Annotated in this window: 17 protein-coding genes; 9 read left to right on the top strand and 8 right to left on the bottom strand. The window is 33.6% G+C overall.

Annotated elements, in window-relative coordinates; translation table 11 throughout:
* Nucleotides 1–17: 17 nt before the first annotated feature.
* Both ACODH8_RS05500 and ACODH8_RS05495 read right to left on the bottom strand, forming a co-directional pair.
* Nucleotides 18–767 (bottom strand): YibE/F family protein, encoded by a 750-nt coding sequence (locus ACODH8_RS05500; RefSeq protein ID WP_332466019.1) that lies wholly within the window; start codon nt 765–767, stop codon nt 18–20.
* Nucleotides 757–1,800, bottom strand: a complete 1,044-nt coding sequence (locus ACODH8_RS05495; protein ID WP_332466018.1) for a YibE/F family protein — start codon at nt 1,798–1,800, stop codon at nt 757–759. Before ACODH8_RS05495 ends, ACODH8_RS05500 begins: the two co-directional genes overlap by 11 nt.
* 180 nt (nt 1,801–1,980) lie before the next feature.
* On the opposite strand from ACODH8_RS05495, the gene ACODH8_RS05490 reads away from it, so the two are divergent.
* Nucleotides 1,981–2,583, top strand: coding sequence for a TetR/AcrR family transcriptional regulator (locus ACODH8_RS05490; RefSeq protein WP_332466017.1), 603 nt, complete (start codon nt 1,981–1,983; stop codon nt 2,581–2,583).
* Nucleotides 2,584–2,627: 44 nt separating this feature from the next.
* Here ACODH8_RS05490 and ACODH8_RS05485 read toward each other — a convergent pair whose 3' ends face one another.
* From ACODH8_RS05485 to ACODH8_RS05460, 6 genes are all read right to left on the bottom strand, one after another.
* Nucleotides 2,628–3,545, bottom strand: a complete 918-nt coding sequence (locus ACODH8_RS05485; RefSeq protein WP_332466016.1) for a prenyltransferase — start codon at nt 3,543–3,545, stop codon at nt 2,628–2,630.
* Nucleotides 3,546–3,690: 145 nt separating this feature from the next.
* Complete coding sequence (locus ACODH8_RS05480) at nt 3,691–3,870, bottom strand: hypothetical protein (RefSeq protein WP_332466015.1); 180 nt, start codon at nt 3,868–3,870, stop codon at nt 3,691–3,693.
* Between the two features lie 67 nt (nt 3,871–3,937).
* Nucleotides 3,938–4,561 carry an ECF transporter S component gene (locus ACODH8_RS05475; RefSeq protein ID WP_332466070.1) on the bottom strand — a complete coding sequence of 208 codons (624 nt, stop codon included), beginning with the start codon at nt 4,559–4,561 and terminating at the stop codon, nt 3,938–3,940.
* A 9-nt stretch (nt 4,562–4,570) separates the two neighbouring features.
* Nucleotides 4,571–5,113, bottom strand: coding sequence for a phosphopantothenoylcysteine decarboxylase (locus ACODH8_RS05470; RefSeq protein WP_332466014.1), 543 nt, complete (start codon nt 5,111–5,113; stop codon nt 4,571–4,573).
* A 16-nt stretch (nt 5,114–5,129) separates the two neighbouring features.
* Nucleotides 5,130–5,888: a phosphopantothenoylcysteine decarboxylase gene (locus ACODH8_RS05465; RefSeq protein ID WP_332466013.1), complete on the bottom strand. Its 759-nt coding sequence runs from the start codon at nt 5,886–5,888 to the stop codon at nt 5,130–5,132.
* Between the two features lie 27 nt (nt 5,889–5,915).
* The gene (locus tag ACODH8_RS05460) at nt 5,916–6,545 is read right to left on the bottom strand and encodes an NAD-dependent epimerase/dehydratase family protein (RefSeq protein WP_332466012.1); all 630 of its coding nucleotides are present in this window, start codon (nt 6,543–6,545) and stop codon (nt 5,916–5,918) included.
* A 160-nt stretch (nt 6,546–6,705) separates the two neighbouring features.
* Here ACODH8_RS05460 and ACODH8_RS05455 point away from each other — a divergent pair, with 160 nt between their 5' ends.
* Genes ACODH8_RS05455 through ruvB form a run of 8 tightly spaced genes read left to right on the top strand, consistent with a single transcriptional unit; the run spans nt 6,706 to nt 15,130 of the window.
* Entirely contained in the window at nt 6,706–7,506 is an 801-nt protein-coding gene (locus ACODH8_RS05455) for a TIGR00282 family metallophosphoesterase (RefSeq protein ID WP_332466011.1), read from the top strand.
* A gap of 11 nt (nt 7,507–7,517) precedes the next feature.
* Nucleotides 7,518–7,916 (top strand): YlbF family regulator, encoded by a 399-nt coding sequence (locus tag ACODH8_RS05450; protein ID WP_332466010.1) that lies wholly within the window; start codon nt 7,518–7,520, stop codon nt 7,914–7,916.
* Between the two features lies 1 nt (nt 7,917).
* The gene (gene mutS / locus ACODH8_RS05445; RefSeq protein ID WP_332466009.1) at nt 7,918–10,497 is read left to right on the top strand and encodes a DNA mismatch repair protein MutS; all 2,580 of its coding nucleotides are present in this window, start codon (nt 7,918–7,920) and stop codon (nt 10,495–10,497) included.
* Nucleotides 10,498–10,516: 19 nt separating this feature from the next.
* On the top strand, nt 10,517–12,421 hold the full coding sequence (gene mutL, locus ACODH8_RS05440) for a DNA mismatch repair endonuclease MutL (protein WP_332466008.1): 1,905 nt from the start codon (nt 10,517–10,519) through the stop codon (nt 12,419–12,421).
* Between the two features lie 14 nt (nt 12,422–12,435).
* A complete protein-coding gene (locus ACODH8_RS05435) occupies nt 12,436–13,002 on the top strand; it encodes a Maf family protein (RefSeq protein ID WP_332466007.1) in 567 nt (188 codons plus the stop codon).
* Between the two features lie 3 nt (nt 13,003–13,005).
* Entirely contained in the window at nt 13,006–13,437 is a 432-nt protein-coding gene (msrB, locus tag ACODH8_RS05430) for a peptide-methionine (R)-S-oxide reductase MsrB (protein WP_332466006.1), read from the top strand.
* Between the two features lie 55 nt (nt 13,438–13,492).
* Complete coding sequence (gene ruvA, locus ACODH8_RS05425; RefSeq protein ID WP_332466005.1) at nt 13,493–14,110, top strand: Holliday junction branch migration protein RuvA; 618 nt, start codon at nt 13,493–13,495, stop codon at nt 14,108–14,110.
* Nucleotides 14,111–14,122: 12 nt separating this feature from the next.
* The gene (gene ruvB, locus ACODH8_RS05420; RefSeq protein WP_332466004.1) at nt 14,123–15,130 is read left to right on the top strand and encodes a Holliday junction branch migration DNA helicase RuvB; all 1,008 of its coding nucleotides are present in this window, start codon (nt 14,123–14,125) and stop codon (nt 15,128–15,130) included.
* The last annotated feature ends 89 nt before the right edge of the window (nt 15,131–15,219 follow it).

Genomic DNA, 15,219 nt, shown 5'->3' with positions numbered 1-15,219 from the left:
CCTTAGTAGAATTTCTACTAAGGTTTTTTTAATGTGTGAACCATCATATAAGTAGTAACTGGAATGGTTAAAGTGATGCTAATACCACTTAACAATAAACCAACCCACTCAACAACTAAAATTTTAGTATTTAGAAATTGAGCAAAGGTATAATTTAAGTCACTCACCCAAACAAATAAAGCAATTTGACCACCAACTAAAGCAAATATCAACGTATTCATAGTTGATGCTAGAACGTCTTTACCAACTCGCATGCCAGAATCGAAAAGATCTTTTTTTGCTAGTGTTGGTGAGGAATTATTGAGTTCAGCAATGGAAGAAGTGATTGAAATGGCAATATCATTAATCGCCCCAACAACACTCATTACCATAACCGATATACTTAAAGAAACAAAAGAGATACCAACATTTAATGAGTACATATCCATTTCCATTAACTCTTCAGAAGGTAAGCCTTGAAGATGGATGAGGTTAACACTTAGAAAAATAAGGCCAATCATGATTAAAAGAATCGCAAGGCTACTAAAAAAAGCAACACTTGTTTTCGGAGAATAGCCGTTAATAAAGAATAAATTCATGGCTGTAATACCGATACTTGTTAATAAAGTAATAGGAATAGGTGGAAATCCCCAATTAAAGAAAATCAACATAATAAACATAAATAAAAGGTTAAAGAATAAAGCAGCTAAAGCCATGCGGCCTTTTTCGCCACCAATCTTTAACATGAGACCAGTTAGTATGATAAAAAGGATGATATTAACGCTCATGAACTATCTCCTTTCTAACAAAAAACTGGGTTACTTTAATAGAGATGGGAACAGCTAAGATAATGCCGATACTGCCAACTAGAGCTCTAGCGATTTCAAGAGACAATACAATTGAGAACGTATAACTAAAGGACATTCCGTTTCTTAAAAAAATCAAAACTAAAGGAATTGCGCCACTTAGATAAGAAAAGAACATAATGTTGGTCATAGGACCCATAATATCCTCACCAATTCTTTTTCCAGCTGTATTTAATTCATCTAAAGAAATAGTCTTTTTATTATGAATAATTTCTGTTAAAGAAGATACGATAGTCATGGAAACATCCATAACAGCGCCCACAGAGCCAATCAATAAACTACTTAAAAATAAAACGTGTGGAGGTCTAGTAACGAGCTCCATTTCTTCATAGTGAAGACCATTGTGATTAAATAGTGAAATAACGATAAATCCAATTAAGAAGGTTATCAAAGTTCCTAAAATTGTGGCAACAGTCGTAATCTTAGTTTTGAGTTGCCAACCGTTAACTAAAGTTAAGGATAGAGCAACCATAATGGGAAAAGCTATAATAAATAAAAGAATAAGTAGTTGGTTATTAACATGCCGATAAATAATTAAAATTGCCCCCAATAGGCAAGCGTTTAGAATAAATCCTAGAAAAGTTAATAAGCCAAAATTGCCACTTACAACTATCAGTAAAAGGACTAACATACTGATTAAAAGAATTAAAAAAGTATCTCGTTTGAGCTCTATAATATGCCCAGATAGTTTGTTATTCTCAGGATTAACTTGGATAAACAGATAATCACCGGGATGATACTGATGATTGTTAACTTGAGAATAAGTAAATTCATTTGTGAGAGTCATAGACTGACCTTTGTAGTCATGATTTAAAATGTTTATTTCAAGTGTTTGAATAGATTTTTTATCTTGATTACCATTTTCATCGACAATCATTTCTTCTGAAACAGGATGAGTTTTTGTTACTTTTCCAATAGTTCCAGAATAATAATTAAACTGAAATGAGGCGAACAAAGCTAGGATTGTTATAATAAGCCAAATAACAAGACTTGCTTTTTGATGTTTCTTTAATGAAAAAATAATATCACTCCTTGATTTAGATGATGAGTACGGTTAAGTCTAACACGGTTTTTTTATTTAAGGAAATACTATGTTGGAATGGCAAGTGGTATAATATAAAAGCGGGGTGAAAGTATGCAACTTAAGAAAAAAGAACTTCAAATGACGATTCAAACAACAGCGTTAGAAATCTTTTATCAACAAGGTTATACCAAAACCAAAATGAGCGATATTGCAAAAGAAATGGGTATCTCGGTAGGAAATATTTACACTTATTTCAAGAATAAGACAGATTTATTTTATACGGTTCTTCCAGAAGAAACAGTATCATATTTAGAAGAAGCTATTTATTCAACTATTAGAACGTATAATGATTTTTTAGTGGAGCAAAAAGAATCAGAGGAAGTCTGTAATCTGATTGGCAGCCAAATGGAATTAATATCTAGTCGTTATAGAGAAGTCGTTATTATGCTTGATAAAAATGAAGGAACAAGATATGAAGGGTTGAGAGACAAAATAATCAATGAAATGACAGAAGATAGATTGATAAAGGGACGTTTCTTTGATGAAACGTTAAAAATGACAGAATATGAAATTTCTTTATTTTATCGAATCATTGGTCATGGTTTTCTTGAAATGATTTTGCGGGCACTGAAGGAAAATATGTGCTCAGAAGAAGAACGTTATCAGTTATGTATGTCACTTATCAAATATCAATTAAAAAAGAGATTAACCTAAGCAATTAAGGTTAATCTCTTTTGAGTATTTATTATTGAAAAATTCTACGATAAGTAACTACCTATGAAATATAATACAGGATAGATGACCATCATAAGAGACATTGATTTTAAAACGATAGGAAATGTTTTTTGTTTATCTTGTTCGACTTTATAGAAGCGTAATTTTTTTAACACAAACGGAAGAGCTAAGAGAAGGGCTAATATTAGTTTAGGAGCTAATCCTAAAATTACCAAAGGAATCAACCAAACAAAATTAAAAATAGTAAGACCCCATAATAAATTAACAGCCTTTTCTTTTCCTAAATAATAAACCAAAGTTTTTCGGCCATTTTGAATGTCTTCTTCTAAATCACAGGTATTATTAGCTAAAAGATTGTTAAACATACTAATGACAAGTGGTAAACTAATTGCTCCTAGACTGAGAAAAAAGTTTGTTGTTTGATGAGGTTCTTTGAGTGTAGCTAAGTAATAGGCAATTGTCGTAATAAAAAAACCAGAAGCAATAGCTGTGACTGTTTCAGCGATAGGTAGGCTGTTAATAGGATATTTACCGTAAGAATAAAAGAGTCCAATATAAAATCCGATAAACCCTAAGATACCAACTAAAAGATTTGTTTGACTGACTAGATAAGTACCTAGTATTAGAGAAACAGCCATAGCTAAATAAAAAATCACTTTAACAGTAGTAATGGAAAGATTATCTCGTCCAATAATATTGGTAGCTGTTTTGTAACCTTCATCTTCAGCATTTTCAAAATCTTTCCAGTTGTTAAAAACGTTAACAGCGATATGGAAACTTAGAATAATACTAATAAATACAGTAAGATTTCTTGATAATTCTGTATGAGCTAAGAAATTAGCAGCTGAAATCCCAAGTAAAATAATAAATAGATTTAAGGGAGCTGTATAGATTTCAGAAAGCTCCCAAAATTGTTTGAAAGTTATTTTTTTCGTGTGCATAGTTTAGGTCCCCTCCTTGATAGAAACAGTTCCTATCTTATCAAAAAGAAAAAAGAGATGAAACTATTTGGTTTGTGAATTTAAATAGTCGTAGTTTAAAATAAAAACAAAAAAAGCATGTTAGAGAAAAATCTTTAACATGCTTTTATCTGGATGAATTCTTTTGATTGGAGAAATAGTACCAAAGCCAAGCAATAACAGCAATTGGTAGAAGTAACTTAATTAACCAAAAAACTAAGCCAGTAAAAAATTGTAGTAAGTTAATGCCAATAATTACCAATAGGATGAGACCTATTATTTCTAGGGGACTAAATTTTCGATTCATACATATCACTTCCTTGCTGTTGTTGTTGAATTAAGTTTAACATGGAAGTAACAGGTGCTCGTCAACCTTAAGCCCGATTTTTATCTAGGAGTTTTAACAGGACCGCAGCTACTGCGCTAGTTGCAATACCGGCTACAATAGCTTCTGGTACGCCGTTTATGAAAATAACTGATAAAATAACTTTGTAAAGCTCAGCTCCACCAGAAATGCCTTTAATAGAACCGTAAGCATCTTGGAAAAGGAAAAAAATCATGTTCATAACAAGTATCGTATTCACTAATGAACCGGCAATTCCCGCTGAGAATAAACTAATATTTTGATTAGTATTGCTATTTTTTAACCACTTATAAACATAGTAAGGAACAACCCCAGTTAATATACGAGGAATAAGTGCGATTGCGATTGCCCAAAGACTTCCACTATTAGTTCCGTAAACAGGAATAAAGGGAGAAAAAGCAAAAGATAGAGCAGAGGGTGTGATGGTATTAATCGTCATACTTAGTAACCCAAATGCTAAACCAAGAAAGGCACCAACTCTAGGGCCTAATACAATAGCGCCGATAATCACTGGTACGTGGACAAGAGTTGCTTTGATAAAACCAAGATTGATAAAACCAAGTGGTGTAAATGAGAATAGAATAATAATCGCTAAAAAGATAGCTGTTAAAGTTAGTTGTTTCGTTTTCAAAATAAATACTCCTTAGTGTAAGTTTAAAATTTCTGTAATAGTATGAACAATATGATCGACATCAGCCAAAGCGCCTTTGCCATAATCGCCGCAAGCTAATAAGCTCGTTTTAGGTTCGATTAGTTGATAACCATATCTTTCTAAAGTAGCTAAATTATCAACCATGGCAGGGTTTGAATACATATAAGTATTCATAGCCGGAGCAATAATTTTAGGTATGTCATGGACAGCTAAAGCAGTTGTTGAAAGCATGTCATCAGCAATCCCGTTGGCAATCTTGCCAATAATATTAGCTGAAGCGGGCGCAATAACAAAAATGTCAGCTCTTTTAACTAAGTCAATGTGATTAATCTCAAGAGGATTCTCCTCTACCATCACATCTGTATGAACTTTATTTTTTGATAAGACTTGTAAAGTTAATTCTGGAATGATTTTGGTGCTATTGTTAGTCATAATGACTTCAACATCAATATTTTTTTTCTTTAATTGACTGACAATATCAGCTGCTTTATAAGCTGATATACTTGCCGAAACACCTAATAAAACTTTTGTCATTTTATGAAACATCCTCTCATGAATTTTCTAGGATTAATGTTTTAAGACCCTGAGCAATTTCAGGTTTAGTTGAAAAACGTTTTTCAACTCCTTGACTCGAAACAAGTAAGCCGATATGATTATCGCCATCTATATGAACTAAATCATTGGCTAAAATAAAATCAGCTTGATTGGTGACAATGCTTTTTTGAGCCACAGCAACTAATTCTTCTTCAGTGACATCTACTAATAGCTTAAAACCAATTAGAGTCGTATGAGGCTGCCAAGTTTTAATGCTTTTGATAACCTTAGGAGCTTTTTGCATAATTAGAATTAACTTTTCTTGTTGTGAGCTTATTTTTTTCTCTGTAGTTGCATCCATTGTACTAGCAAGTAAACCTTCTTCGATTACTTTAGCTAATTCTTTCGTTGAATTAGGCTTTTTATCAGCTATTAATAGAGCTAATTCTTCTGACAATTGAACTTCATTAGTTGGTTTTTGTAGTTCATAATCACTAACGGCCATACTATGGATCACAAAATCAAAAGTTAAAGTTGTTAGTAAAGATTTCATTTGTTTCTCTAGTTCTCTGACCGAATTGATAGAGTAAAAAGTGATATTATCCCCTTTAGGTAAAACGGCTTTTGGTCCGTAAACGTAATGGATAGTTATATCTTTATTTTCTTGAAAGCTTTCAGCAATAGCTTTACCTAAAGAGCCTGTTGCATGATTTGTTAGGTGGCGAACATCATCAATTTTTTCAGATGTACCACCAGCTGTGATTAATAGATTCATTATGTTTTGTACTCCTTATTATCGTTTCTAACGAATATCTTCAATAATTTTATATTGTGGATTTCTTGCTTCGTTTAGTATTGTGTGGACTAAATGATTTAATGAAGTGGGATACACTTTATTAGCTTCTTCTGAAATCAAAGGTAACTTATTTCCTAATCTAACTGCTAGGCCTTGAGCATATCGAAAAGAAAATTTGTGATCAACGATTAAGCCGCTTCTTATAATAGTAGAAGGATTTCGTTTTTCTAAAATGTATTTTTCAGCTTCCTTTTTGGCGTTCACATATCCTTTAGGTCCCCCTTTAGCTGAGAGGAATATATAAGGAATATTTTTTCTAGCTGTATCAGAAATAATTAAACGATTGGCTCTAACGATCATTTTTTCATAAGTTAAGCCCTTTCTTTTATTTTCAAAAAGAATACCGATTAAATTAATGCACACAGTTGAATCGGTTAAGTATTTTTTCCAGGAATCATCTCTAAAAATATCCATTTTTACCCAAGTTATTAAGGGATGCGACATCCATAAATCACTTTTTTTAGGTTGTCCATGTTTAGAGATGCTGATTACAGGAATATTCTGTTTGATAGCTTCTTGACAGAGTGCTTGCCCAACAAAGCCACTGCCACCAAATACAACTAGTTGTATCATCATTTTTAGCAACTCCTTATCTGTGAGATATTATTTCTTATTTTAACACAAAGAACTGGGATTTCGGAGAATATGAGCCTTTTAACCAATTAAGATAACTTTTATTTCCTATTAAAAATTGTTAGAATGTAGCAAGTAGCTATTTAGAAAAGAGGAAGAAAATATGAGACTTTTATTTTGTGGAGATGTTGTAGGGTCATTAGGTAGAGAGACGATTACGACTTATTTACCCAAATTAAAAAAGAAATACCGTCCCCAAGTGACTATAGTTAATGGAGAAAACTCTGCAGCAGGTCGTGGGATTACGGAAAAAATATATAAAAAATTACTTCAAGATGGAGCTGACGTTGTGACGTTAGGCAATCATGCTTGGGATAATCATCAAATTTTTGAATTTATAGATGACGCTAAAAAGATGGTACGTCCAGCTAACTTTCCAAAAGCCACAACACCAGGTGTTGGTATTGTTTATGTCAAAGTGAACCAAGAGGAACTTGCTGTGATTAACTTACAAGCAAGAAGTTTTATGACAGCCATCGATGATCCTTTTACAGTCATTGATGAGTTGTTAGAAGAAGTGAAACAACGTACTAAATTAGTCTTTGTAGATTTCCACGGAGAAACAACCAGTGAGAAATTAGCAATGGCTTGGTATTTAGATGGCAGAGTATCTGCTATTGTGGGAACTCATACACATGTCCAAACAAATGATGCACGTATTTTACCAAATGGGACAGCCTATTTAACAGACGTTGGTATGACAGGACCATATAATGGTATTTTAGGGATGCAACGAAATGCTGTTATTGAAAAATTTAGAACAGCTCTTCCTCATCGTTTTGAAGTAGTAGAAGAAGGGGATACTGTTATTTCTTATTGTGTCATTGATTTAGATGATACTACAGGAAAAGCGAAAAAGATTGAAGCTGGCATGATAAATCCTGACCGTCCTTTTAAAGAATAAGAGGTTTTTATATGGAAAAAAGAGAATTTCAATATGAAGAAGAAGTTAAAAAAAGTTTAGATGCCTTATTAGAACAAATTGGAAGCAACGAAATCATTGAAGACTACAAAAAAATTGCTCGCAAAGTAGATCAACATGAGGGATTAAAACAACTAGTTGAAGAAATTAAAAGACATCAAAAAGATGCCGTTCAATTTGCTCATTATGACAAACCAGAAGCTGAAAAAGAAGCAACTCGTTTAGCAGATGAAAAGCAAAAAGCATTTGATGAACATCCTTTAGTGATTGCTTATCGTGAAAAATTGATAGAAGCTAATGATTTACTGCAACATGTAACTTTTTTATTGGAACAAAATGTTAATCAATACTTAGAAGATAAATTAGACGAAGTAAAAGAAGAGGAGTCATAATATGCCTCAAAAAACGAAGCACACCCCTATGATGGAACAATATTTTAGTATAAAAAAAGATTACCCAGATGCTTTTTTATTTTACCGATTAGGTGATTTTTATGAAATGTTTTATGAAGATGCGATTCAAGTATCTCAATTACTAGAGTTAACGCTAACAGCTCGCAATAAAAATGCGGATGATCCAATTCCAATGTGTGGTATTCCACATCACGCAGCGCAAGGTTACATTGATACGTTAATTGAAAAAGGCTATAAAGTAGCTGTTTGTGAACAAGTAGAGGATCCAAGAACGACTAAAGGTATGGTCAAACGAGAAGTTGTTCAAGTCGTGACACCAGGAACTAGACTCGCTGCTAGTGAAGGAGCTGCAAGAGAAAATAATTATTTAACAGCGATTATCTATCTTGAAAAAGAAGACCAATATAGTTTTGCTTATGCTGATTTAAGTACGGGTGAAGTCAAAGTGACTTTATTAAATAGCGTAGATGCTATTATTAATGAATGTGAAAGCTTGTCTACAAAAGAAATTGTTTTAGGGTCTGAAATTTCAGAGGAGTTAACTAATAAGTTAGAACATCACGGTATTTTGATGTCTCCTTATCAACAAGAATTACCTTTGTCACCAGAGCTTAACTTGTTAATGAGTCACATAAAAGATGAAAAATTAATTGCAGGCGTCACCTTGTTAATTTCTTATTTACAAGTAACTCAAAAACGTAGCCTAGATCATTTACAAGAAGCTATTAGCTATGAAGCTGATCATTTCTTAAAGATGGATTATTATTCAAAATATAATCTAGAATTGGCTCAATCTATTCGAACAGGTGAGAAAAAAGGAACTCTTTTATGGTTGTTAGATGAAACGAATACAGCTATGGGAGCTCGTTTATTAAAACAGTGGCTAGATCGCCCTTTAGTAGAAAAGAAATTAATTGAAGAAAGACAAAATCAAGTTGAAAGTTTACTGAATGCCTTTTTCGAGCGAATGGATTTAAAGGAACGTCTCAAAAAAGTTTACGACTTAGAGCGTTTAGCAGGAAGAGTTGCTTTTGGAACAGTTAACGGTCGAGATTTGATTCAATTAAAAACATCACTTAACCAAGTGCCTGGTATTAGAGAAGTGATTGAAGGCATTGATTCAGGTGAATGGGCTCCAGTTCTAAAAGACTTAGTACCAGCTTATGACCTAGTTGCTTTGATAGATAAAGCAATTAATGACGAAGCACCTTTAGCTATTACAGAAGGAAATGTGATTAAGGACGGTTACAATGAGCAGCTAGATACTTACCGAGATGCTATGAAAAATGGTAAGCAGTGGATTGCAGAGTTAGAAGCTAAAGAACGCCAAGCAACAGGAATTAAAACACTAAAAATTAAATTTAATCGTGTCTTTGGTTACTTTATTGAAATAACGAAAAGTAACATTGCTGCTTTACCTGAAGGACGTTATGAAAGAAAACAAACATTAGCTAATGCAGAACGTTACGTGACACCAGAATTAAAAGAAATCGAAACACTTATTTTAGAATCAGAAGAAAAATCGCAAGAGCTAGAATATAAATTGTTTTTAGAAGTCAGAGAAGAAGTTAAACGAGAAATTGAATTCTTACAACGTTTGGCTAAATCAATTGCTAGTTTAGACGTGTTAAAAGGATTTGCTGATATTAGTGAATCGTATCATTACGTGCGTCCTAAGTTAGTTAGTGACCGTAGTGAATTAGCCCTAGTTGATGGACGTCACCCAGTAGTTGAAAAAGTTTTAGGCAGTCAGGAATACGTTCCTAACTCAGTCTTAATGGATGAGGAAACATCAATTTTACTTATTACAGGTCCTAATATGTCTGGTAAGAGTACTTATATGAGACAATTAGCATTAACGGTTATTATGGCTCAAATTGGCTGTTTCGTTCCGTGTAAAGAAGCAACGATGCCAATATTTGATCAAATCTTTACAAGAATCGGAGCTTCTGATGATTTAATTTCAGGCCAAAGTACTTTCATGGTTGAAATGATGGAAGCTAATCAAGCTTTAAGATTTGCTACACCAAAAAGTTTAATTCTATTTGACGAAATTGGTCGAGGAACAGCAACTTTTGATGGTATGGCATTAGCTCAAGGAATTATTGAATATATTCATGAACATGTTAAAGCTAAAACCTTATTCTCTACGCATTATCACGAAATTACAGTTTTAGAAGATGTCTTATCTGGTTTAAAAAATATTCACGTAGGTGCTGTGGAAGAAAATGGTGAGCTAGTCTTTTTACATAAAATGATGACAGGTTCAGCTGATAAAAGTTATGGTATCCATGTGGCTAAATTAGCAGGTTTACCAAATGATTTACTGGAACGCTCAGCTGAAATTTTAAGTCATTTAGAAGGAACGACACCTGAAATAAATCTAAATTCACCAAAAGTAGAAGTAGTAGAAGTTGTCGCAGAAGAGACAGAACAACTGTCATTATTTACAGATGCAACAGATAGCCCAGTCTTAAAAGAATTAAAAGAGTTAAACTTATTAGATATGACACCAATGGATGCTCTGAATTGTTTATTCCAATTACAAAAAAAGCTCTGAGACAAGGAGGTGGCTGTAAATGGGGAAAATAGAAGAACTATCACAAACCCTAGCCAATCAGATAGCAGCTGGAGAAGTAGTTGAAAGACCAGCTTCAGTTGTTAAAGAATTGGTTGAAAATGCAATTGATGCCAAAAGTACACGCATTGATATTTATTTAGAAGAATCAGGACTTAAAAAAATTCAGGTGATTGATAATGGCGAAGGCATTGCGTCAGAAGATGTCTTAAATGCGTTTAAACGTCATGCAACTAGTAAAATCCATAGTCGAGATGACCTGTTTAGGATTAGAACATTAGGTTTTAGAGGAGAGGCTTTACCAAGTATTGCTTCTGTTTCTGAAATGACTTTAGAGACCTCAACTGGAGATGAAGGAAGCTTTGTCTTTTTATCAGGCGGAGAGGTCAAAGAACATAAACCTCACTCGTTAAGACAAGGGACAAGTATTACAGTCGAAAATTTATTTTTTAATACTCCTGCGAGATTAAAATATGTTAAAACACTACAAACAGAATTAGCTAATGTGGGGGATATTGTTAACCGTCTAGCGATGAGTCATCCAGACATTGCTTTTAGATTATTCCATGATGACAATCAGATGTTAATAACAACAGGTAGTGGGGATTTAAAACAGACTATTGCAGGGATTTATGGTGTTGCGAATGCTAAGAAAATGCTGCCTGTTGAAAATGAAGATTTGGACTTTAAATTAAGTGGCTACATTTCTTTACCAGAAGTGACAAGAGCCAGTCGTAACTATATGTCTTTGATTATTAATGGACGTTTTATTAAGAATTTTATTTTAAATAAAGCGATTGTAGAAGGATACGGCTCTAAACTAATGGTTGGTCGTTTTCCTTTAGTCGTTCTTCAAATTGAAATGGATCCTCTTCTTGTAGATGTGAACGTTCATCCAACCAAACAAGAAGTTAGACTAAGTAAAGAAAAAGAGCTAGTTGTCCTAATTAAAGAAGGCATTGAACAAGCATTAGCAGAAAAAAACTTAATACCTAATGTAGGTGATAGTGCAACTTTTTATAAAAAAGTAGTGCCTGAAGAAAAAGTAGAACAATTAGGTTTTGATTTATCCACGCGCAAACCAGTTGTTGTTGAACGTCCTAAAGTTAAAGATAGTGACCTTGTTTTTGATAAAGTAACAGGAGACTTTTATTTGAAAAATGAAGAACCTACTCTGACAAACAGCCATCGTGAAGAAAGCTTAGCTGAACAAAAAGTTTTTCAAGTAGAGGAAACCAAAGTTCCTATTGCGGAAAAATCTTTAGAAGAAGTCTCTTCTGTACAGAATGTAAAAGAAGAATTACAGCCAGACGTTTATTTTCCAGATTTAGATTATTTTGGTCAGATGCACGGAACGTATTTGTTCGCTCAAAATCAAGATGGGTTATTTATTGTTGATCAACATGCTGCTCAAGAGAGAATTAAATATGAATACTTTAGAAAAAAAATTGGGGAAGTTTCTAATGATTTACAAGAGTTATTAGTTCCTATTGTTTTAGAGTTTTCAAGAGATGATGTGTTACGAATTACTGAAAACAAGGAGATTCTTGAAGAAGTAGGTATCTACTTAGAAGATTTCGGAAATAACAGTTTAATTGTGAGAGCTCACCCAACATGGTATCTTCCAGGACAAGAAGAGGAAATCATTCGGGAGATGGTTGATATTTTCTTAGAGACAGGTAAGGTTAGTGTGGCAAAATTTAGAGAAGACACAGCTATTATGATGAGTTGTAAACGATCGATAAAAGCCAATCATTATTTAGATGAGAAACAGGCCAGACAACTTTTAGAAGATTTAAAGACATGTGAGAATCCTTTTAACTGTCCACATGGTCGTCCAGTGTTAATTCAATTTTCAAATAAAGATATGGAAAAAATGTTTAAACGTATTCAAGATCCTCATTAAAAGGAGAAAAAAACATGGCAGTTATTTTAGCTTCAAGTTCCCCAAGACGAAAAGAATTACTAAAAAAATCAGTTGCGTCATTTGATATTATTCCAGCCGATATAGATGAAGGTGTTAAAGACAGAGAATCACCAAAAAGTTATGTAGCTAGAATGGCAGAAGAAAAAACATTAGCGATTGCTAAAAGTTATCCAGATGATATTGTTATAGGTTGTGATACAACAGTTATTCTTGGCAATTCTATTATGGGAAAACCACAAAATGATACAGAAGCACGGTTGATGCTTAAGAGATTAAGCAATATGACTCACCAAGTTTTAACGAGTGTTTACATCAAGACGCCAACTAAAATCTATCGAAAAACTGAAATGGTTCATGTAACCTTTTATAAATTAGATGAGACAGATATTGAAAGTTACATTCAAACGGGAGAACATAGAGATAAAGCTGGTTCTTATGGTATTCAAGGGCAAGGAGCTTTATTTGTAAAAGAAATACGGGGTGACTATTATTCAATCGTTGGTTTCCCTATTGGTTTTGTGAATCAAGTTATGAAGGAAATTAATCATAAGGAGTGTTAAGGTATGAAAAAAACTGAAGAAGAGTTAAGAGAAACGCTAACCCCTTTACAATACGCGGTAACGCAAGAAAATGGAACAGAACGTCCTTTTTCAAGTGAATTAGATCAATTTACTGAGGAAGGTATTTATGTAGATATAGTTAGTGGTGAAGCTTTATTTTCATCAAAAGATAAATATGATGCCGGATGTGGTTGGCCATCATTTACTAAACCAATTGCAACCCTTCAAGAATTAGAAGATAATACGCTAGCTCGAACACGAACAGAGGTTAGAAGTAGCGAGGGAGACTCTCATTTAGGTCATGTATTTCTTGATGGACCAAGTGAAAGTGGCGGTTTACGTTATTGTATTAATGGCGCAGCTTTAAGATTTGTTCCGGTTAAAACATTGGTTGAAGAGGGATATGGTGATTACTTACCACTCTTTCAAGATTAGTTCAGGTATGTTACAATCTTAGGGAACATATGTACGCGAAAGGTGGAAGCAATAAGTGTATGAATATATTAAAGGGATAGTAACGTTTGTTAGTCCTTATTATATGGTAATTGAAAATAATCAAATAGGGTATCAAGTAGCAGTAGCGAATCCCTTTAAATACTCAGCTTATCTAAATGAAGAAGTGAAAGTTTATTTACATCAAGTTATTCGAGAAGATGCTCATGTTCTATATGGTTTTGCAACGCTAGAAGAAAAACAACTTTTCTTAAAATTAATTAGTGTCTCAGGGATTGGACCTAAGAGTGGTATGGCAATTATGGCTTTAGATGATCATGCAGGTTTAGTGATAGCCATTGAATCAGAAGATGCTAAGTATCTAACTAAGTTTCCAGGTGTAGGTAAAAAAACAGCTCAACAAATGATTTTAGACCTAAAAGGAAAACTTGGAGAGCTTGATATTGAAGGACAACCTAAGGGCGTTGTTGCGACTCAAGATGATTTATTCTCAACAGTAGATGATTCATCGTTACATGAAGCAATTGAAGCCTTGAAAGCTTTAGGTTATTCAGAACGCGAGATTAAACGTATTAAGAAAGAATTGGAAGTCATGACAGGTAAAGCAACAGATGAAATTCTACGTCATGGTTTGAAATTACTAATGAAAAAATAAGGAGGTTCCTAGATGTACGAAGAAGAAGACCGATTGTTATCTAGTGACATGTCTTTAGATGAAGAGTTGATGGAAAAATCACTTCGACCACAGTATTTGTCTCAATACATTGGTCAAAATAAGGTGAAAAGAGAATTAGATATCTACATTAAAGCAGCTAAACATCGAGAAGAAGCTTTAGATCATTGTCTTCTTTATGGACCTCCTGGGTTAGGTAAAACGACAATGGCTATGGTCATTGCTAATGAAATGAATGTCAGTATCAAAACAACTAGTGGACCTGCTATTGAAAAACCAGGTGATTTGGTAGCTATACTAAATGAATTAGAACCAGGTGATGTTTTATTTATTGATGAAATTCATCGTTTACCTAGAGTGGCTGAAGAATTATTGTATTCAGCTATGGAAGATTTCTATGTTGACATTATTGTTGGACAAGGACCAAATGCACACCCCGTGCACTTTCCGCTACCACCATTCACATTAGTTGGAGCAACAACAAGAGCAGGGATGTTATCAGCTCCTTTGAGAGATCGTTTTGGTATCATTTGTCATATGGAATATTATGAAGATGAGGATTTAAAAGAAATCGTGTTACGTTCTGCAGATATTTTTCAAACAGAGATTATTGAATCTGGGGCTTATGAGATTGCAAGACGTTCGAGAGGGACACCACGTATTGCAAACCGTTTGTTAAAACGAGTCCGAGATTTCGCTCAAGTTGAAGGTAATGGTAAGATTGATGTAAGAATTGCTGATGAAGCTCTTTTAATGCTTCAAGTCGACCACAAAGGACTTGATTACGTTGACCAAAAGATACTAAAAACAATGATTGAATTATATAATGGCGGACCAGTTGGGTTAACAACAATCGCTGTAAATATCAGTGAAGAAACAGAAACGGTTGAAGACATGTATGAACCTTACTTAATCCAAAAAGGATTTATTAAAAGAACTCAACGAGGTCGTGTTGTAACTGACTTTGCTTATGAGCATTTAGGTTATGAAAAATTAGAATAAACCTAGAAAAATATCCGTCTGAAGATGGATATTTTTTTTAAAATGTGCCTTTATAATAAGTCTATAAGAAAAGGGATAGGGGAAAACAA

The organism is Vagococcus fluvialis (genome assembly GCF_048815235.1).
Classification (GTDB): domain Bacteria; phylum Bacillota; class Bacilli; order Lactobacillales; family Vagococcaceae; genus Vagococcus.
This window is presented reverse-complemented; position numbering and strand designations above follow the sequence as displayed.

What these genes read in the sequence shown, in the direction of transcription:
- ACODH8_RS05500 (WP_332466019.1), bottom strand. Translation starts at nt 767, where the DNA reads ATGAGCGTTAATATCATCCTTTTTATCATACTAACTGGTCTCATGTTA.
- ACODH8_RS05490 (WP_332466017.1), top strand. Translation starts at nt 1,981, where the DNA reads ATGCAACTTAAGAAAAAAGAACTTCAAATGACGATTCAAACAACAGCG.
- ACODH8_RS05485 (WP_332466016.1), bottom strand. Translation starts at nt 3,545, where the DNA reads ATGCACACGAAAAAAATAACTTTCAAACAATTTTGGGAGCTTTCTGAA.
- ACODH8_RS05480 (WP_332466015.1), bottom strand. Translation starts at nt 3,870, where the DNA reads ATGAATCGAAAATTTAGTCCCCTAGAAATAATAGGTCTCATCCTATTG.
- ACODH8_RS05470 (WP_332466014.1), bottom strand. Translation starts at nt 5,113, where the DNA reads ATGACAAAAGTTTTATTAGGTGTTTCGGCAAGTATATCAGCTTATAAA.
- ACODH8_RS05465 (WP_332466013.1), bottom strand. Translation starts at nt 5,888, where the DNA reads ATGAATCTATTAATCACAGCTGGTGGTACATCTGAAAAAATTGATGAT.
- ACODH8_RS05460 (WP_332466012.1), bottom strand. Translation starts at nt 6,545, where the DNA reads ATGATGATACAACTAGTTGTATTTGGTGGCAGTGGCTTTGTTGGGCAA.
- ACODH8_RS05455 (WP_332466011.1), top strand. Translation starts at nt 6,706, where the DNA reads ATGAGACTTTTATTTTGTGGAGATGTTGTAGGGTCATTAGGTAGAGAG.
- ACODH8_RS05450 (WP_332466010.1), top strand. Translation starts at nt 7,518, where the DNA reads ATGGAAAAAAGAGAATTTCAATATGAAGAAGAAGTTAAAAAAAGTTTA.
- mutS (WP_332466009.1), top strand. Translation starts at nt 7,918, where the DNA reads ATGCCTCAAAAAACGAAGCACACCCCTATGATGGAACAATATTTTAGT.
- mutL (WP_332466008.1), top strand. Translation starts at nt 10,517, where the DNA reads ATGGGGAAAATAGAAGAACTATCACAAACCCTAGCCAATCAGATAGCA.
- ACODH8_RS05435 (WP_332466007.1), top strand. Translation starts at nt 12,436, where the DNA reads ATGGCAGTTATTTTAGCTTCAAGTTCCCCAAGACGAAAAGAATTACTA.
- msrB (WP_332466006.1), top strand. Translation starts at nt 13,006, where the DNA reads ATGAAAAAAACTGAAGAAGAGTTAAGAGAAACGCTAACCCCTTTACAA.
- ruvB (WP_332466004.1), top strand. Translation starts at nt 14,123, where the DNA reads ATGTACGAAGAAGAAGACCGATTGTTATCTAGTGACATGTCTTTAGAT.